Origin of the sequence: Sphingomonas sp. SUN039, from assembly GCF_024758725.1 — a bacterium.
In the GTDB taxonomy this organism is placed as follows: domain Bacteria; phylum Pseudomonadota; class Alphaproteobacteria; order Sphingomonadales; family Sphingomonadaceae; genus Sphingomonas_O.
In genome coordinates this window covers 2,335,701-2,353,970 of the sequence record NZ_CP096972.1, presented here as the reverse complement: position 1 = coordinate 2,353,970, position 18,270 = coordinate 2,335,701, and the positions used below count along the sequence as shown (strand labels likewise).

Genomic DNA, 18,270 nt, shown 5'->3' with positions numbered 1-18,270 from the left:
GATGCTAAACCGCGTCTACCCCCACGGCTTCGGCGACGCTGGCAAAACCGTCGTGTTTCAATTGGCGGGCGAGGCCGTCGGCGATTTCGCGCGCGAGGCCGGGGCCGCGATAGACCAGCGCGGAATAGAGCTGGACCAGCGCCGCGCCGCTGCGGATCCGGGCATAGGCTTCCTCCGCGCAATCGATGCCGCCGACCCCGATCAGCGGGATCGTGCCGCCGGTCGCGCGGCGGAAATCGCGGAGTCGCTCATAGGCATGGCCGCGCAGGGGCTTGCCCGACAGCCCGCCCGCCTCGCTTTTGTGCGGCGAACGCAGGTTTTCGAACCGCATGATCGTTGTGTTGGAAACGACCAGCGCATCGACTCGACCCGATGCCGCCTTCACAATCCCGTCGATGTCGCCGTCGGTCAGGTCGGGCGCGACTTTCAGAAACAGCGGCGGCCCGCCCGCAACGCGCACGTCGCCGATGGCCGTCAGCAACTCGGTCAGCGGCCCCAAATCCTGCAAACCGCGCAGCCCCGGCGTGTTCGGCGACGAGATATTGACCGTCAGATAGTCGGCGACCCCCGCCATCGCCCGCACGCCCGCGACATAATCGCCGATCCGGTCCACCGCGTCCTTGTTCGCGCCGATATTGATTCCGACCACACCGCGCCGCTTGCGCCGCTTGCGCCGTTCCAGCCGTTCCAGCGCCGCCGTCTGCCCGCGATTGTTGAACCCCATCCGGTTGATGACTGCCTCGTCCTCCTCCAGCCGGAACAGGCGCGGGCGCGGGTTTCCTTCTTGCGGCAACGGGGTCAGCGTGCCCACCTCGACAAAGCCGAAGCCCAGCCCCAGCATTGCATCGGGCACCTCGGCATCCTTGTCGAACCCGGCAGCGAGCCCGACCGGCGAGGGGAAGTCCAGTCCCGCCACTTGTGTCGCCAGCACCGGATCGTGCCGCACCGTCCGCCACGGCGCGACCTTCAGCGCCGCGAGCGTCATGCCGTGCGCGCGTTCGGGGTCGAGGCGGAACAGGGCAGGGCGGGCAAGATCGAACAGCGACATGGCGGTTGCGGCTATCGCCCGTCGCGCACGCCGTCAAAGCAGCTTTCGGCAATGGTGAAGTTTTTCGATATGTCGATTCCATCCAATACGACTCGCAAACGTAACGTTTAGACACATTCCTGCGACCCGAAGGGCTTCGCGGGGCTCGTCCACGCGGAAACCTTTTCCTGGCGGCCCGGACGGGAAACTGTCCGGGCCCCTTTTTTTCGGGCCATCCGACGCAATATTTGCATCGTCCGACATCGCTCCTGCGACTTTTCATTTGCTTGTGAAGCGCATAGCCTGAAATCAACCGGGGCTTATAATAACGGGCGCAACATGGGTGATGCAGTGCAGCCAACGGGCGCCGTGACGCTCGACTATGCGATGCCGCCCGAAGACCTGCGCGCGCACTTGTCCGTTTTCTACGAGTTCCGCGCCGACGTCCCGTCCTTCGAGGACACCGACAAGGCCGACCTCGCCCAATTCCGCATCAACCTGGCCGGCGAGGGCGAGTATCGCTTTGCCGACGGGCACGTGCAGCGCGTCCCCAAGATCCAGATCGTCGGCCCGACCACCGGTCCCACGCATATCTCGATGCGCGGCCCGGTGCACACCATCGGCGTCGGGCTGCTCCCCGCCGGCTGGGGAACCTTGCTCGATTTCGAGGCCTCGCTGCTCGTCAACCGCGTGGTCGATGCGGTCGAATTGCTCGGCGACGACGTCCGTGGCGCACCCGAAGCACTGTCGGCGTGCACGACCTTCGACGAGCGCGTTGCCGTCGGCAGCGCGCTGGCCCGTCGGCTAATCGCGCAGGGGCGCACAATTGCGCTCGATTTCACCCGCATCGTCGATGACTGGCTCGCGTCGCCCTATCCGGAGGTCGACGATCTCGTCCGTGCGACCGGCCTGTCGCGCCGCCAAGTCGAGCGGCGCTGCAATGCCTATTACGGCTCCCCGCCGAAGATGCTCGCGCGCAAATATCGCGCGCTGAAGGCGACCATCGCCATGGCAAGAGGGCAGTCGAACGCCGACGCACTGCTCGACGGCGGCTTTTACGACCAGTCGCATTTCATCCGCGAGATCAAGGCGTTTACCGGGGTCACGCCGACACACATCCACACCGATCTGCCGACGCTGGCGGCGCTGACGCTCAAGCGCAGCGAATTCGACGAGCTCGACCCGCTGGTGACCAAGGCCTAGCTGAAGCGTGACTTTTCAATCGGATCGATTATATCCGATTACAACATGCGACTCACTGCCCAGGCCGATTACGCCATCGTGATGATGAGCGCCGCTGCCCGCCACCGCTGCGGGACGCGGCTGTCGGCGACGCAATTGAGCGCCGAAACCGGCGTGCCGCTCCCCACCGCGCAGAAACTGATGCAGCGGCTAAGCCATGCCGGGCTGCTGTCGTCGTTGCGCGGCACTGGCGGCGGTTTCCGACTGACGCGCCCGGCGGCAGCGATCAATCTGGCCGACATTATCGAAGCCATCGAAGGGCCGATTGCGATGACTCCATGCGTCGAGACCGGTCGCCATGATTGCGGGCTGGAGGGCAGCTGCCAGACCAAGCCGCACTGGGGTGCCGTTAATGGCGCGGTGCGCGGCGCGCTGGCGGCGGTGCCACTGACCCAACTGGCGGAAGTGCACGCATGACACGCCCAAGCGCCGCAGGCCTCCCCCCTTCTTTGCGTCTTTCCCTCTTCTTTGCGGCTTCGCGTGAAACCCTTCTTGCCGACGGCGACGGGAGAAAAGATTTAACGCAAAGGCGCAAAGTAGAGAAAAGGCGCAAAGGTTTAATGCCTGCGGCGCGGGGAGCGTTTTAATGGCCACGAAGAACGCCGAAGCCATTGCTGCCGCCGACAGTGTTGCCGATTACGAGCATGGCTGGTCGAGCGACATCGAGACCGATTTCGCGCCAAAGGGGCTGAGCGAGGACACCGTCCGCTTCATCAGCGCCAAGAAGAACGAGCCGCAGTGGATGCTCGACTGGCGGCTGAAGGCGTTCCGGATGTGGCTGACGATGGAGGCCCCCGACTGGGCCAAGCTCGACGTTCCGCCCATCGACTACCAAGATGCGTACTATTACGCCGCGCCCAAGCCCAAGCCGAAGCTTGGTAGCCTCGACGAGGTCGATCCCGAAATCCTGCGAGTCTATGAAAAACTAGGCATTCCGATTGCCGAGCAGAAATTGCTCGCAGGCGTCGAGGGTGGCGAAAACGGCGGGCTGCCGCAGCGCCGGGTCGCAGTCGATGCGGTGTTCGACAGCGTCAGCGTCGCGACCACCTTCCGCGCCGAGCTCGAACGCGCGGGCGTCATTTTCCGCAGCATCTCGGAGGCGATCCGCGAATATCCCGAGCTGGTGAAGAAATGGCTCGGCAAGATCGTGCCGATGCACGATAACTACTTCGCGACACTCAACTGTGCGGTCTTTTCCGACGGGACGTTCGTCTACATCCCCGAAGGCGTGCGCTGCCCGATGGAGCTGAGCACCTATTTCCGCATCAATGCCGAGAACACGGGGCAATTCGAACGCACGCTGATCGTCGCCGACAAGGGCAGCTATGTCAGCTACCTCGAAGGCTGCACCGCGCCGATGCGCGACGAGAACCAGCTCCACGCCGCCGTCGTCGAACTCGTCGCGCTCGACGATGCCGAGATCAAGTACTCGACGGTGCAGAACTGGTATCCCGGCGACGCCGAGGGCAAAGGCGGCATCTATAATTTCGTGACCAAGCGCGCGCTATGCCAAGGGCGCAACTCCAAGGTCAGCTGGACGCAGGTCGAGACCGGCAGCGCGGTGACGTGGAAATACCCGTCGTGCGTCCTGTCGGGCGAAAACAGCGTCGGCGAATTCTACTCGGTCGCGGTGACGAACAATTACCAGCAGGCCGACACCGGCACCAAGATGATCCATCTCGGCAAGAACACCCGCTCGACTATCGTGTCGAAGGGGATCAGCGCGGGGCACAGCAACAACACCTATCGCGGGCTGGTGCGGGTCGGACCAACGGCGGAAAACGTCCGCAATTTCACCCAGTGCGACAGCCTGTTGCTGGGCAGCCTCAGCGGCGCGCACACCGTCCCCTATATCGAAGTCCGCAACCCGACCGCGCAGATCGAACACGAAGCAACGACGAGCAAGATCAGCGACGACCAGCTGTTCTATGCGATGGCGCGCGGCCTGAACGCCGAGGAAGCCGTGGCGCTGATCGTCAACGGCTTTGCGAAGGAAGTGCTGCAGCAACTCCCGATGGAATTCGCGGTCGAGGCGCAGAAACTGCTGGGGATTTCGCTTGAGGGGAGTGTGGGGTGATGAGGCCTTCAACTCTTGTCGTACTCATTTTTCTCGGTTTTTCAAGCATAGTTTCGCAGCTTGCAACTGCTGGCACGACTTGTGATACTACACAATTTAGAAGTTCCCAGAAAGTTGATCACGATCGAATACAAGCGGAAATGTTCAGGCTGACGTTAGCAGCGAAACTTACGATACAGCAACGTTCCGATTTAATTGATTTACAAGTCGAATCGATATCGATGAATCCTATCGGACGAGCATTCAGTCAAAAGCACAATGAGAGAAACATCGAGAAGCGTCTAGATGCATTGTCAAGAAAGCTAGACGGCATAAAAATGGAGATGAAGTTTCTAGATATTGAGCGAAATGCGCTCGATGTTCAGCTCCAACAGTTCTTGTTGGAATGTAGGGTGAAATAAGACAGTGCTCCAAATTAATAACCTGCTCGCCAACGTCGGCGACAAGCCGATCCTCAAGGGGCTTTCGCTCACTGTAAACGCGGGCGAGATCCATGCGATCATGGGGCCGAACGGCGCGGGGAAATCGACGCTGGGCTATGTGCTGGCCGGGCGGCCGGGTTATGAGGTGACGGGGGGTGAGGTGCGCTTCCGCCCCAAAACCGACTTGGCTGAGCTTGTCGAAGCCCCTTCTTCCTCTGGTGCAGTCGAGAAGGAAGAAGGAAGGCCTTCGACAAGCTCAGGCAAGTCGGTCGACCTCCTCGCTCTCGCCCCCCACGAACGCGCCGCCGCAGGCCTGTTCCTCGGCTTCCAATACCCGGTCGAAATCCCCGGCGTGTCGAACGTCCAGTTCCTGCGCGAGGCGCTCAACGCGCAGCGCAAATCGCGCGGCGAAGCGCCGCTGTCGGGGGGCGAGTTCCTGAAGATCGCGCGCGCTCAGGCGGCGGCACTGGGCATGGATTACGACATGCTCAAGCGCCCGGTGAACGTCGGCTTTTCGGGCGGCGAAAAGAAGCGCAACGAGATGGTGCAGATGGGCATCATCGACCCCGCGCTGGCGATCCTCGACGAGACCGACAGCGGCCTCGACATCGATGCGCTGCGCGTCGTCGGCGACGGTATCAACCGGATCATGCGCAAACCGGACAAAGCGGTGCTGCTGATCACGCACTACCAGCGTCTGCTCGATTATGTGAAGCCGGACTTCGTCCACGTCCTCGACGGTGGCCGCATCACCCGCACCGGCGGCCCCGAACTCGCGCTCGAACTGGAGCGCGAAGGCTATAGGGAACTGGCGGCATGACGAGCGTTAGCGCCGCAGGCCTTATTCCTTCTTTGCGTCTTTCCTTCTTCTTTGCGCCTTCGCGTGAAACCCTGTCCCACACTTTTGGCGCGTACACAGTTGCAACGAAGGGAAGAGGTTTAACGCAAAGGCGCAAAGTAAAAAAAAGGCGCAAAGGGTGCGTTCTGTGACCGCCCTTGTTCTCCCCACCCGTAAGGATGAGGCGTGGCGGTATAGCGATTTGGAGGCTGTCGCGCGCTTGTGGCCCGTGCAGCCTGCAACCGAGATTGTGGCTGCGGCGGGCGAGACAGCGAAGCGCTATCTGATCGCCGACAGCGGCATCCATGACTTCGCCATCACCCTCGGCGCGGGCGCGCGGATGGACTTTCATGTGTTGAACGAGGGCGCTGGTTATGGCCGCATTGCCATCGACGTGACGCTCCACGACGGCGCGCATTTCGAATTCGGCGCGGTCCAGATCGGCGGCGGGGAGGCCAACCTCGAAATCGTCACCACCGTCCGCCATATCGAGCCGAACGCGACCAGCAATCAGGTCGTGCGCTCGGTCCTCGGCGGGTCGGCGACGGGCAGCTACCTCGGCAAGGTCGCCGTCGCGCGCGACGCGCAAAAGACCGACAGCGTGCAATCGGTCAAGGCGATGCTGCTCAGCCGCACCGCGACCGCCAATTCGAAACCCGAACTCGAAATCTACGCCGACGACGTGAAATGCGCGCACGGCGCGACGGTCGGCGAACTCGACAAGACCGCGCTGTTCTATCTCGCCGCGCGCGGGATTCCGCCGGAGGACGCGCAGACGCTGTTGCTGCAGGCGTTCGTGAGTGAGGTGTTTGCGGGGGCGGAGGCGCAGGACAAGCTGGAAGCGGCGGCGCTGGACGCTCTGGGGCGGTTGTCGTGAGCACTCTCACACCCGACTTGACTGAGCTTGTCGAAGGCCTTTCTTCTGCGTCCATGGCAGAAGAAGGAAGGGGCTTCGACAAGCTCAGCCAAGTCGGTGCGTTGGGCATCTCCTCTTACCGCGCCGATTTCCCCGGAATCGGTGACTGGCACTACCTCGACACCGCCGCCACCGCGCAGAAACCGCAGGTCGTGATCGACGCCATCGCCCGCGCCTATGGTCCCGATTACGCGACCGTCCATCGCGGGGTGTACGCGCGTTCCGCCGACATGACGCTCGCTTACGAGGCCGCCCGCCGCCGCGTCGCGAAGTTCATCGGGGCGGCGTCGGAAAACGAGATCGTGTTCGTGCGCGGCGCGACCGAGGGGATCAACCTCGTCGCGCAGAGCTACCCTGAAAAGGGCCGGGTGCTGCTTAGCCAGTTGGAGCATCACTCGAACATCGTGCCATGGCAGCTCGCGGGCTGGCAGGTCGACGTTTGCTCACTGACCTCCGACGGGCAGATCGACCTCGACGCCGCCGAAGCAATGCTGACGCCCGACCACAAGATGGTCAGTTTTGCTCATGTTTCCAATGTCTTAGGGTCAGTGCTCGACGTCGAGCGCGCCGCCACGCTCGCTCACGCTGTCGGCGCCAAGCTGCTGCTCGACAGCTGCCAGGCGATTCCGCGCCTGGGAGTCTCCTTTACGAACCTTTCGGCCGATTTTGCGGTGTTTTCAGGCCACAAGCTCTACGGGCCGACCGGTATCGGCGTGCTGTGGGGCCGCGCCGAATTGCTCGATGCGATGCCCCCGATGCACGGCGGCGGCGCGATGATCGACCGGGTGACGTTCGAGCGTACAACCTACGCACCACCCCCGGGTCGGTTCGAGGCGGGGACGCCGCACATCGTCGGTGTCGTCGGGCTGCATGCGGCCATCGACTATGTGGACAGCATCGGTCTCGACGCGATCCACGCCCACGAGACCGCGCTCGTGGCCCAGTGTCGCGACGCGCTGCGGTCGATGAACTCGGTCACGCTTTACGGTCCCGAAAACTCGGCAGGCATCGTCAGCTTCAACGTCGAGGGGGTGCACCCGCACGACGTCGGCACTATCTTGGACGAAGAGGGCGTGGCGGTCCGCGCGGGGCATCACTGCTGCCAGCCGTTGATGGAATATTTGGGCGTGGACGCCACTGCGCGCGCGTCATTCGGCATTTACAACGGGCCCGACGACATTGCGGCGCTGGTCCGGGGACTGGAACGGGTAAGGAAGCTGTTCGGATGAAGATCGAGGAAGTCACCAGCGTGGAAGCGCCGCCCAAAGCGCGGGTGCAGGATGTGGAGGAGTCGCCGCGCGAGTCGTTCGAGCGCAAGCGCGACTATCTCGACGGGTTCCTGAACGCCAAACCGCCCGAACTGGCGGCAGGCGAACCCGGCGGCGACCTGTACGAAGCGGTCATCGCCGCGTTGAAGGACATTTACGACCCCGAAATCCCGGTCAACATCTACGACCTGGGCCTGATCTACGGCGTCGAGGTCGATGAGGGGCATGTCCATGTCAACATGACACTGACCACCCCGAACTGCCCGGTCGCCGAAACCATGCCGACCGAAGTCGAACTCCGCGTCGGCAGCGTGCCGGGCGTGGGCGTGGTGGACGTCAACCTCGTCTGGGATCCGCCCTGGGATCCGGGCAAGATGACCGACGAAGCGCGCCTCGAACTGGGGATGTTGTGATGAGTGTGGAGACCAAAACCCGTGCGCGCCCGGCAGCGCTTCTCCTCACTCCGGGTGCCGAGACCCGCATTGCCGACCTCATGTCGAAAGCCCCCGCCGATGCCGTCGGCGTCAAGCTCTCGACCCCGCGCCGCGGCTGTTCGGGCCTCGCGTACTCGGTGGACTATGTCAGCACCGCCAGCCCGATGGATGAGAAGATCGAGACGGCGGGCGGCACGCTTTATGTCGACAGCGCGTCGGTGCTCTACCTGATCGGCAGCCGGATGGACTGGGTCGAGGACGACTTCACTGCCGGGTTCGTCTTCGAAAACCCCAATGCCAAGGGAGCCTGCGGCTGCGGCGAGAGCTTTACGGTCTAAAACCCGAAGCTGTAGCGCACCGCCGCGCCCAGATCGTCGGGCGCGGTCGCATAATGCCCCGCCTGCCGCCGCAAATAGGTGTTCGCCGTCAGCCAGCCACGCCCCAGCGGCCGCGCATAGACCGCCTCCCAGTCGCGCTCGCGGCCCGAAGGCGTAAGCGACAGCAGCTGCGGCATGCTGCCCAAGGCTAGCAGGTCCAACCCGCCCCCGGTTACGCGCAGCGGTTCCGAATAGCGGAGCGCCAAACTGTCGCCCGCGACCCATAGATTGTCGCGCGTGACCGTCCCTGACAGCCCCTGCGTCAGCAGCACCGAGTGCCCGCGCACGCTATTCGCCCCCAGCCCGGTCCACCCGCGCCGCCACGTCGCGCCCAGCCGCATGTTCTCGCCCGGCGAGACCGTCGCCCCGACATCGGCGAACCAGCTAACCGCGCCATTGCCGCCCAGCGCCGCGCCGAAGCGACTGCCGAGCACCGTCGCCCGCTCGTCGAGCCGCGACAGTTTCGCGGTCAGCGCAACCGGCCCTGCGCGACCATCGACGCCGGCCGACACCTGCGAATAGGCATAGCGCCGCACGCCATCGGCCATCGGGCCGACTTCGCCGCGTTGCCACAGCTGCATCTGGCCGCTCTCGGCAGCGAGCGTCACCCCGATCCGCCCGAACGCCTGCCGCACCGCGAACGCGCCCAGCGGCGCACGGTCGAGGCTGCGGTCGGTGACGAGGAACGCGGGTTCGCGGCTGTGCTGTGCGTCCGGCAACAGCCCGTCCGCCCCGACACCGCCGCCGAAGCCGAGCTTCAGATCCTTCGACACTGCGATGGTCATCGACCCGGCCAGCACCCGCGCCTGCCCGGCCTCGCGCGACGTCAGCATCAGCGGACGCGCGCTCTCGCGGTCGTCGATGGCGAGCGCGAAGCTGGTCCGCCCGCCCGCCGCCGACAGGTTGCGCCCCAACAGCGCCAGTCCGCCCGCCAAAGTCCGCCGGACTGCGGTGCGCGTCAATGTCGGCGCGAGATCGACGCCGAAATCGCGCCCGAACTCGTCGCGGATGACGGCGCTCAGGCTCCCTTTCACCGCATCGCCCATCGCCCCACCCAGCGTCGCATTGGCGCTGAGCGACACTGGCACTGCCGAACCGGGCAGCGATAGCGACCCGATGGGGCCGAACGCGCGCGCCAGGTTGATCTCGCCATTGCCATAGACCGTATCGACGCCGGTCGCGCCGCGGTCGTCGGCGGAGCGGTAAAGCAGCGCCACGATCTGCGCCGGGGTCAGGGTGGGAAAGGCCTGCGCGATGAGCGCCACCGCGCCCGAAATCACCGGCGCAGCAAATGACGTTCCGCTGTAGAGGTACGACGTGCCGGTCTCGTCCACTGCCCGCACCCGCGACCCCAGCGCCGCCAGATAATTCGTCGCGCCATTGCCCGCCCGGTTCGAGAAATCGGCAAGCACCCCGGTCGAGTCGGTCGCGCCCGCGATGATCACCAACCCGCGCGCGATGGGATCGTTGGCGACTTGCGCCAGCATGTCGGGATTGTTCGCCGCGACCGGATTGGTCACGCCTTCGTTGCCCGCCGCGATGACGATGATCGTGCCCGCCGCCGTCGCGCGGTCGATGGCCCCGCGCAGCCGGGTGTTCGCCGGTGTCCCGCCCAGCGAGATGTTCACCACCCGCGCCCGCGCGGACACGGCGGCGTCGAGCGCGGCGGCAATATTGTTGTCGTTATGCGTGCAGCCGTCGCTGCCGCCCGTCGCCGACGCGCAGGTTCCCGGCGTGTCGGTGCGGAGCGCCAGCAGGGTGGCGTTGAAGGCGACGCCATGAATGCCGGTGTCGTTGCGTGCACCCAGCAACACATCGGACACGGCGGTGCCATGGCCGCCCTCGTCCTGAATCCCGCGCGATCCCGCAAAATCGGCAGACAGCGGGCTGATCCGTCCGGCAAACTCGCTGCTCGTCGCATCCACACCCGAATCGATCACACCGACGAGCACGCCTGCGCCGGTCGCCCCGGCGTTATACGCCGTCAGCGCCTGCGCTTGTGCAGCGGCATTCGAGCGACGGTATTCGGCGGTATCGTAATTGACGGTCGGCGTCGGCGTCGGCGCAGGGGTGGCGGACGAAGTCACCGATACGGGTGTCGGGGTCGGGGTGGAGGCGACGCTGCCACCGCTCTCCCCGCCGCCGCACCCTGCGAGTGCGCCCAACGGCAAGGCCAGTCCCGCCAGCAATCGCGCGCGTATCGCCGTCATAAGCCCTCCCGACTCCCGCACCGGAATCATGGAACATGGCTAAGCAGCGATTATCCGTTCGGGCACTGCGAACGCGATTGCGCCGTGGGACAGTGCCGGTAAGGGACGTTCACCATGAGCGTTCACGCATCTCCCGACCTGTCGCACATCGAGGCGTGGATTTTCGATCTCGACAACACGCTCTATCCGGCGTCGTGCGACCTGTTCGCGCTGATCGACGAGCGCATGACCGCCTATGTCGGGCGGCTGGTCGGCTGCGATCCCGTGCAGGCGCGCGCGATCCAGAAGCGCTATTTCCGCGATCACGGCACGACGCTTTCAGGGCTGATGGCGTTGCACGGCACAGATCCCCGCCATTTCCTCGGCGACGTGCACGATATTGCGCTCGACCGGGTCGAGCATGACGCACGTCTGGTGGAAGCAATTGCACGGCTGCCGGGCCGCAAGCTGGTCTTCACGAACGGCGATGTCGATTACGCGCAGCGGGTGCTCGACCGGATCGGCCTCGGCACCAGTTTCGAGGCGATCCACGACATTCATGCGATGGACTATGTGCCCAAACCCGCACCTGCCAGCTACGCCGCGATGTGCGCGCGCTGGGACATCGATCCTGCCGCTGCGCTGTTCGCCGAGGACATGGCGCGCAACCTGAAACCTGCGAAGGCACTCGGCATGACGACCTTGTGGATCAACAATGGGTCCGAACAGGCGTCCGACGAGGAATTTGCGCCCTACATCGATTATCGCGCTGCGCATCTGACCGACTGGCTGCACGAACTTACGGGGGAAATGGCGTGAATCTGGAAAGCATCATCGACGCAGCCTGGGAGGCGCGCGACACCATCTCGACTGCGACGCAGGGCGAAGTGCGCGAGGCTGTCGAAGCGGCGATCATGGCGCTCGACAGCGGCGATCTGCGTGTGGCGGAACCGGACGGCAAGGGCGGCTCGACGGTCAATCAATGGGCGAAGAAAGCGGTGCTGCTCAGCTTTCGCCTTAACGACAACGCCATCATGCCTGGGCCGCACGGGGCGAACTGGTTCGACAAGGTGCCATCGAAATTCACCGGCTGGGGCGACAATGCGTTTCGCGCCGCGGGCTTCCGCGCGGTGCCGGGAGCCATCGTCCGGCGCGGGGCGTATATCGGCAAGAACGTCGTGCTGATGCCCAGCTTCGTCAACATCGGCGCGCATGTCGGCGCGAACACCATGGTCGACACCTGGGCAACCGTCGGCAGCTGCGCGCAGATCGGCGCGAACGTCCATTTGTCGGGCGGCGTCGGCATCGGCGGCGTGCTCGAACCGCTGCAGGCCAATCCCGTGGTGATCGAGGACGATTGCTTCATCGGGGCGCGGTCCGAAGTCGTCGAGGGCGTCCATGTCGGGCGCGGCGCGGTACTGTCGATGGGCGTGTTCATTTCGTCCACGTCGAAGATCGTCGACCGCGAAACCGGCGAAATCTTCGTCGGCCGCGTGCCCGATTATTCGGTCGTCGTCCCCGGCAGCCTGCCCGGCAAGCCCCTCCCCGACGGATCGCCGGGGCCGAGCCTGTCGTGCGCGGTCATCGTCAAGCGCGTCGACGCACAGACGCGTGCGAAGACCGCGATCAACGAACTGCTGCGGGACTAAAAGCCCCTCTCCCCTTGCGAGAGAGGGGCCTCGCGCGAAGCGCGGGAGGGTGAGGGGTCGGCGGTCGGACTGCTGCTCTTGCCGACCCCTCACCAAGCGACGCTAGGCGGCAAGCCGCCAAGCTGCGCTATCCACTCCCGCAAGGGGAGAGGAGCTCCTACATAGCATTCGTGCAAGCTTTCTCCGACCTCCTCGACCGCCTGATCTACACTCGCTCACGCAACACCAAGTTGCGTCTGATCGGGGATTATCTGCGCGCGACTCCGGACCCTGATCGTGGCTGGGCGTTGGCAGCACTGACCGGCTCGCTCGACCTGCCGGGCGTGAAGCCCGCCGTTATTCGCGCGCTGATCGAGGACCGCGTCGACCCCGTGCTGTTCCGCATGAGCCGCGATTTCGTCGGCGACACGGCGGAAACGGTCGCGTTGCTATGGCCAACTCGCGACGCCGAGGCGCAGGATTTGTCGTTAGGGGCCATCGTCCACCGCCTGATGATGCTGGGTCGGGTGGAAGCCCCTGCCGCACTCGCCGCCATGCTCGACGCGCTCGACGAGAACGAGCGGTTCGCGCTGCTCAAGATGGCAACCGGCGGCCTACGTGTCGGCGTCACCGCGCGCCTTGCCAAGACCGCGCTCGCCCAAGCCTTCGATCTCGATGTCGAGGCGGTCGAGGAAGTCTGGCACGGCATCGCGCCGCCCTACACGGCCCTGTTCGACTGGGCCGAGGGCCGTGCCACGCAGCCTACCGCCGCCGATACACCGGTGTTCCGCAGCTTCATGCTCGCGCACCCATTGGAGGAGACCCAAGTCGATCTCGCCGACTATGCCGCCGAATGGAAATGGGACGGCATCCGGGTCCAGATCGTGCGGGTCGCGGGGCAGGTCCGCCTGTTCTCGCGCGGCGGCGACGATGTGTCAGACAGCTTTCCCGATGTTGCGGGCACGGTGACCGTCGATGGCGTGTTCGACGGCGAACTACTGGTGCGCGGGGCTTTCCAAGGCGGGGAGGCGGCCAGTTTCAACGCCCTACAGCAACGCCTGGGGCGCAAGGCTGTGTCGGCAAAGATGCTGACCGATTACCCGGCCTTTGTCCGGCTCTACGACGTGCTGTTCGATGGCCTCGAAGACTTGCGCGCGTTACCGTGGACCGAGCGGCGCGCGCGATTGGAATCAGTCATGTCGCGCTTCGATAGCGACCGCTTCGACATCTCTGCTATTATCGACGCCGCAGACTTTGCTCACCTTGAGGAAATCCGCGCCGGTGCCCGCGATGCCGCCATCGAGGGCGTCATGCTCAAGCGCCGCGACAGCCCCTATGTCACCGGTCGCCGCGTCGGCCTGTGGTACAAATGGAAACGCGACCCGCTGACCGCCGATTGCGTGATGATGTACGCCCAGCGCGGCAGCGGCAAACGCTCGTCCTTCTATTCGGACTTCACCTTCGGCTGCTGGACGGCGGAGGGCGAGCTGTCGCCGGTCGGCAAGGCCTATTCGGGGTTCACCGACGTCGAACTGAAAGACCTCGACCGCTTCGTCCGCCAGCACACCGTCGCGCGCTTCGGCCCGGTACGCGAAGTCGAAAAGACGCTGGTCCTCGAAGTCGCGTTCGACTCGGTCCACAGCTCGTCACGCCACAAATCGGGCATCGCGATGCGCTTTCCCCGCATCCACCGGATCAGGACCGACAAACCGGCGGCGGAGGCGGATACGGTTGAGACGCTGAAGCGGATGGTGACATAGGCCGACATTCCTCCCCGGAACGGGGAGGGGGACCACCAAGTGGTGGAGGGGGTTCTCCGCGCTGGATCGGTTGCGGGCGGAGAGTCCCCTCCGTCGGCTTCGCCGCCACCTCCCGTACCGGGGAGGAGTGAAACACGATACCGCTGTCCAACTTCCGAAAAATACTTCATCCTCCCCGCCGGAGAGGAACAAGGACATGACCGTCCCCCGTTTTGCGCTCGTCTGCGCCGCGCTTGTCGCGGCAGCTCCGCTCGCCGCCCAGCAGACTCCGCCGCCCGATTACAGCCCGACGACGACCGTCAGCACGGGGGTCGATCGGATCGACCGCATGACCGTCCCGGTCACGGTCGATGGCAAGGGTCCGTATCCCTTCGTCGTCGATACCGGTGCGGATCGTACCGTGCTGTCGCGCGAACTTGCCGATCACCTCGACCTGAAACCGGGCGAGAGCGCGACGATGCACACGATGACCGGCGTTGGGGAGGTGCGAACCGTGCGGGTGCCGACACTCGAGGTCGGCGGCGGGCGCAACGACGATTTCAACGCGCCCGCGCTGGCCGAGGCGCATCTGGGAGCAAAGGGTCTGCTCGGCATCGACAGCCTGCAAGGCCGCCGCGTGGTCATGGATTTCCGCAAAGGGACGTTCACGGTCAGCGAGTCGAAAGCGGTGCGCGAGCGCGTCGAACCCGACATGATCGTCGTCACAGCGAAGTCGCGCTACGGCCAGCTGATCCTCGTCGATTCGGATGTCGGCGGCGTGCCGATCACCGTCATCATCGATTCGGGCGCGCAGAACAGCGTTGGCAACCTCGCGCTGCGACAGATGCTCGCCAAGCGCAAAAAGGTGCGCAATTTCGTGCCGATGACGATGACCGATGTCACCGGCACGTCGATTGCCGCCGAGCTCGCCTCGGTCGATGGCATCCGCATCGGCGGCTTCACGATCAACGATGTCGCGGTCGCGTTCGTCGACGCGCATCCGTTCAAGAAATTCGGGCTGCTAAACCGACCGGCGATGCTGCTCGGCATGGACACGTTGCGCGCGTTCCGCCGGGTGTCGGTCGATTTCGCGCAAAGGAAGGTCCGCTTCCTCTTGCCCGACGGCAGCTCGAACGATACCCGCAAGCAATGGTTCGCTTTTCGTTCGCCGGACAGGAATTCGCCGCTTTAGGCGCAGGCGCGCTGTGGTGGGCGGACCGGCGCGCGCTGGTCGTGGCCGATCTGCACCTCGAAAAGGGCAGCTGGTTCGCGCGTGGCGGGCAGATGCTCCCCCCCTACGACAGCCTGGCGACGCTATCCGACCTGACCGCGCTGGTCGCGGCGACCACGCCCGCCGAAATCTGGTGCCTGGGCGACAGTTTCCACGACACGCGCGGGTGCGAACGCCTGCCGCAGGAGGCGCAAGCGATGCTGCGCGCCCTGACGGCGGCGACCGACTGGGTGTGGGTGACCGGCAACCATGATGCAGGCGGCGTCATCGACCTGTGCGGCGGGCGGATCGTCGAGGAGGCGGTCGTCGACGGCATCGTCCTGCGCCACGAAGCCGACCGGCGCGAGACGCGGCCCGAGATGTCGGGCCACTTCCACCCAAAACTGCGCGTCACTCTGCGCGGCCGCAACGTCGCGCGGCGCTGTTTCGTGGCGAGCGCGACCAAGCTGATCCTGCCCGCCTTCGGGTCGCTGACCGGCGGCCTCGATGCAGGCCACCCCGAAATCGTCCGTGCCGTGGGGCTGGACGCGCGGGCGCTGGTGCCCGTCGCCGACAAGATGCTGAGCTTCCCGCTGGCGGCCTAGCGATCGTTGGGGAATCGGGCCGGTTTCACGCAAAGGCGCAAAGAAGAAGGGAAAGGCGCAAAGAGCGCGATCTGCACGGCGATGGTCCGCGAAGCGGCTTTTCGACTGGGTTCGAACTGATGCGATAAGCTCGCTTCGCGGGACGCGACCCGCGCGCATGATCCCTTTGCGCCTTTTCTTTCTTCTTTGCGCCTTAGCGTGAAATATTCTCCTCGCTACCGACTCTGCTCAGGCCGACGGTTTCGCGCTCCACAATGTCGGGAATGCCTTTTGCAACGCCGCCACCTTGGGCGCGTCCCATATGCGGATATAGCCGTGGTTCGGGTTCTTCACCGCGAAATCCTGGTGATAGGCCTCGGCGGGAAAGAACTTGCCGCTCTCCAGCCGTGTCGCAATCGGTGCACCCCAGCTTTTGGCGGCGCTCAGTTGCGCGATATAGGCCCGTGCCACGCGCAGCTGCTCGGCATCCTGCGGGAAGATCGCCGAACGGTAACTGGTGCCGCTGTCCGGTCCCTGCCGGTTCACTTCGGTCGGGTTGTGCGCGACCGAGAAATAGACGCGCAGCAATGTGGCGTAGCTGATCTGGCGCGGGTCGTAGACGACGCGGATCGCTTCGGCGTGGCGGGTCGTTTCGCTCGACACCGCGTCGTAATTCGCGCCCGCGGCATCGCCTCCGGCATACCCCGAGGTAACGAGCTGAACGCCCTTCAGATGGCTGAACACCGCTTCCATGCCCCAGAAGCACCCGCCCGCGAGCACCGCGACCGCGCGCGGCGCGGCGGTCTTCGCATCGGTTGTGGCAGCGGGGACCAATACCGTCCGCTCGGCGGCGAATGCGGGCAGCAGCGTCTGGCTCGCCAGCACCGCTGCGCCCACAAGTGCAGCGCCGGTCAGCATGCGCCCGATCATGAAAACAGCCCCGTCGTGATCGCCATCGGGACACCGGCCACGGCAAAGCCGATCAGGAACGCGTTGAAAGCGGAATTGCGGAACAGGACAAGCATGGCGAAACACTTTCGGTGGTTGCGTATCCAGTTACGGACGCAACCCCCAAATGGTTTCACCGCTGCGTTACTTCAATGCCGCGCAGGCCGTTTGCATCCGCGTGCACGCCTCGGTCAGGATCGCTTCCGACGTCGCATAGCTGACGCGGAACGCCGGGCTGAGGCCGAACGCGTTGCCCGGCACCGCTGCCACGCGCGCCGCGTCGAGGAAATAGTCGATCAGGTCGGCGTCGCTGTCGATCCGTTTGCCCCCCGGCGTCGTCTTGCCGAGGCAGCCGGTCGCGTCGGGATAGACGTAGAATGCCCCCTCGGGCGTCGGGCAATGCAGACCCGGCGCAGCATTCAGCATGCTGACAACGAGGTCGCGGCGCTTGAGGAACGCGGCGTTGCGGTCCTTGAGGAACGACTGGTCGCCGTTGAGCGCCGCCACCGCTGCCGCCTGGGCGATCGAACAGGGATTGCTGGTCGATTGCGACTGCAGCTTCGACATCGCCTTGATCAGCCATGTCGGACCGCCCGCGAAACCGATCCTCATGCCCGTCATCGAATAGGCCTTGGCGCAGCCGTTCACCGTCAGCACCCGGTCGTACAGGTCGGGCGCGATCTGGGCGAAGCTCATGAACGGTGTGTCGGCGTACCAGACATGCTCGTAGATTTCGTCGGTCAGCACCATCACCTGCGGGTGGCGGCGGATGACCTCGGCGAGCGCCTGTAGCTCCCCGGCCGAATAGGCCGCGCCCGTCGGGTTCGACGGCGAGTTGAGCAGCACCCATTTCGTCCGCGGCGTAATCGCGGCGTCGAGCTGTTCGGGCAGGATCTTGTACAGCTGGTTCGCGCCCGCCGACACGATCACCGGCGTCCCGCCCGCGAAATTGACGATGTCGGGATAGCTCACCCAATAGGGCGCGGGGATAACGACTTCGTCGCCCGGATCGAGCGTCGCGACGAACGCGTTGAAAATCGTGTGCTTGCCGCCGACATTCACGCTGATCTGGCTGGGTTCATAGGTCAGCGTATTGTCGCGCGCGAACTTGGCCGCGACCGCCGCCTTCAGCTCGGGCGTGCCGTCGACGTCGGTATATTTGGTCTTGTCGGCATGGATCGCGGCGACGACCGCTTCCTTGACGAAATCGGGCACAGGAAAGTCGGGTTCGCCCGCCGACAGGCCGATCACGTCGATCCCTTCGCGACGCATCGCCCCCACCCGCGCGGTCATCGCGAGCGTCGGCGAGGGTGTGATGCGGTCGAGCGCGGCGGACGTCTGGGCCATTTTCAATCCCCTGTTGCGCGGTGG

General features: G+C 64.9%; 17 protein-coding genes. 13 read left to right on the top strand and 4 right to left on the bottom strand.

Annotated elements, in window-relative coordinates; genetic code table 11:
- Nucleotides 1-4: 4 nt before the first annotated feature.
- Entirely contained in the window at nt 5-1,048 is a 1,044-nt protein-coding gene (locus M0209_RS11490) for a quinone-dependent dihydroorotate dehydrogenase (RefSeq protein ID WP_258888408.1), read from the bottom strand.
- A 318-nt stretch (nt 1,049-1,366) separates the two neighbouring features.
- Here M0209_RS11490 and M0209_RS11485 point away from each other — a divergent pair, with 318 nt between their 5' ends.
- The 8 genes from M0209_RS11485 to M0209_RS11450 all read left to right on the top strand — a co-directional run bounded on the left by M0209_RS11485 (nt 1,367) and on the right by M0209_RS11450 (nt 8,562).
- Nucleotides 1,367-2,230, top strand: a complete 864-nt coding sequence (locus M0209_RS11485) for a helix-turn-helix domain-containing protein (protein WP_258888407.1) — start codon at nt 1,367-1,369, stop codon at nt 2,228-2,230.
- A 45-nt stretch (nt 2,231-2,275) separates the two neighbouring features.
- Nucleotides 2,276-2,686 (top strand): Rrf2 family transcriptional regulator, encoded by a 411-nt coding sequence (locus M0209_RS11480; RefSeq protein ID WP_258888406.1) that lies wholly within the window; start codon nt 2,276-2,278, stop codon nt 2,684-2,686.
- Nucleotides 2,687-2,855: 169 nt separating this feature from the next.
- The gene (sufB, locus tag M0209_RS11475) at nt 2,856-4,346 is read left to right on the top strand and encodes a Fe-S cluster assembly protein SufB (RefSeq protein ID WP_258888405.1); all 1,491 of its coding nucleotides are present in this window, start codon (nt 2,856-2,858) and stop codon (nt 4,344-4,346) included.
- Between the two features lie 405 nt (nt 4,347-4,751).
- On the top strand, nt 4,752-5,588 hold the full coding sequence (sufC, locus tag M0209_RS11470) for a Fe-S cluster assembly ATPase SufC (RefSeq protein WP_258888404.1): 837 nt from the start codon (nt 4,752-4,754) through the stop codon (nt 5,586-5,588).
- A gap of 166 nt (nt 5,589-5,754) precedes the next feature.
- Nucleotides 5,755-6,483, top strand: a complete 729-nt coding sequence (locus tag M0209_RS11465; protein ID WP_258888403.1) for a SufD family Fe-S cluster assembly protein — start codon at nt 5,755-5,757, stop codon at nt 6,481-6,483.
- Between the two features lie 53 nt (nt 6,484-6,536).
- Complete coding sequence (locus tag M0209_RS11460) at nt 6,537-7,751, top strand: aminotransferase class V-fold PLP-dependent enzyme (protein ID WP_258888402.1); 1,215 nt, start codon at nt 6,537-6,539, stop codon at nt 7,749-7,751.
- On the top strand, nt 7,748-8,203 hold the full coding sequence (locus tag M0209_RS11455; protein ID WP_258888401.1) for an SUF system Fe-S cluster assembly protein: 456 nt from the start codon (nt 7,748-7,750) through the stop codon (nt 8,201-8,203). Before M0209_RS11460 ends, M0209_RS11455 begins: the two co-directional genes overlap by 4 nt.
- Nucleotides 8,203-8,562, top strand: coding sequence for an iron-sulfur cluster assembly accessory protein (locus tag M0209_RS11450; RefSeq protein WP_258888400.1), 360 nt, complete (start codon nt 8,203-8,205; stop codon nt 8,560-8,562). The genes M0209_RS11455 and M0209_RS11450 overlap by 1 nt, the downstream gene beginning before the upstream one ends.
- Here M0209_RS11450 and M0209_RS11445 read toward each other — a convergent pair.
- Nucleotides 8,559-10,811 carry a S8 family peptidase gene (locus tag M0209_RS11445; protein ID WP_258888399.1) on the bottom strand — a complete coding sequence of 751 codons (2,253 nt, stop codon included), beginning with the start codon at nt 10,809-10,811 and terminating at the stop codon, nt 8,559-8,561. The genes M0209_RS11450 and M0209_RS11445 overlap by 4 nt on opposite strands.
- Nucleotides 10,812-10,925: 114 nt before the next feature.
- On the opposite strand from M0209_RS11445, the gene M0209_RS11440 reads away from it, so the two are divergent.
- The 5 genes from M0209_RS11440 to pdeM all read left to right on the top strand — a co-directional run bounded on the left by M0209_RS11440 (nt 10,926) and on the right by pdeM (nt 15,972).
- The gene (locus M0209_RS11440; protein WP_258888398.1) at nt 10,926-11,609 is read left to right on the top strand and encodes a pyrimidine 5'-nucleotidase; all 684 of its coding nucleotides are present in this window, start codon (nt 10,926-10,928) and stop codon (nt 11,607-11,609) included.
- The gene (gene dapD, locus M0209_RS11435) at nt 11,606-12,439 is read left to right on the top strand and encodes a 2,3,4,5-tetrahydropyridine-2,6-dicarboxylate N-succinyltransferase (protein ID WP_258888397.1); all 834 of its coding nucleotides are present in this window, start codon (nt 11,606-11,608) and stop codon (nt 12,437-12,439) included. Before M0209_RS11440 ends, dapD begins: the two co-directional genes overlap by 4 nt.
- 170 nt (nt 12,440-12,609) lie before the next feature.
- Nucleotides 12,610-14,178: a cisplatin damage response ATP-dependent DNA ligase gene (locus tag M0209_RS11430; RefSeq protein WP_258888396.1), complete on the top strand. Its 1,569-nt coding sequence runs from the start codon at nt 12,610-12,612 to the stop codon at nt 14,176-14,178.
- Between the two features lie 196 nt (nt 14,179-14,374).
- Nucleotides 14,375-15,349, top strand: a complete 975-nt coding sequence (locus M0209_RS11425) for a retroviral-like aspartic protease family protein (protein WP_258888395.1) — start codon at nt 14,375-14,377, stop codon at nt 15,347-15,349.
- Nucleotides 15,307-15,972 (top strand): ligase-associated DNA damage response endonuclease PdeM, encoded by a 666-nt coding sequence (gene pdeM, locus M0209_RS11420; RefSeq protein ID WP_258888394.1) that lies wholly within the window; start codon nt 15,307-15,309, stop codon nt 15,970-15,972. Before M0209_RS11425 ends, pdeM begins: the two co-directional genes overlap by 43 nt.
- A 228-nt stretch (nt 15,973-16,200) precedes the next feature.
- Here pdeM and msrA read toward each other — a convergent pair whose 3' ends face one another.
- Together msrA and M0209_RS11410 are read right to left on the bottom strand one after the other, a co-directional pair.
- Complete coding sequence (msrA, locus tag M0209_RS11415; protein ID WP_258888393.1) at nt 16,201-16,881, bottom strand: peptide-methionine (S)-S-oxide reductase MsrA; 681 nt, start codon at nt 16,879-16,881, stop codon at nt 16,201-16,203.
- Nucleotides 16,882-17,043: 162 nt separating this feature from the next.
- On the bottom strand, nt 17,044-18,246 hold the full coding sequence (locus tag M0209_RS11410; RefSeq protein ID WP_258888392.1) for a pyridoxal phosphate-dependent aminotransferase: 1,203 nt from the start codon (nt 18,244-18,246) through the stop codon (nt 17,044-17,046).
- Between the last annotated feature and the right edge of the window lie 24 nt (nt 18,247-18,270).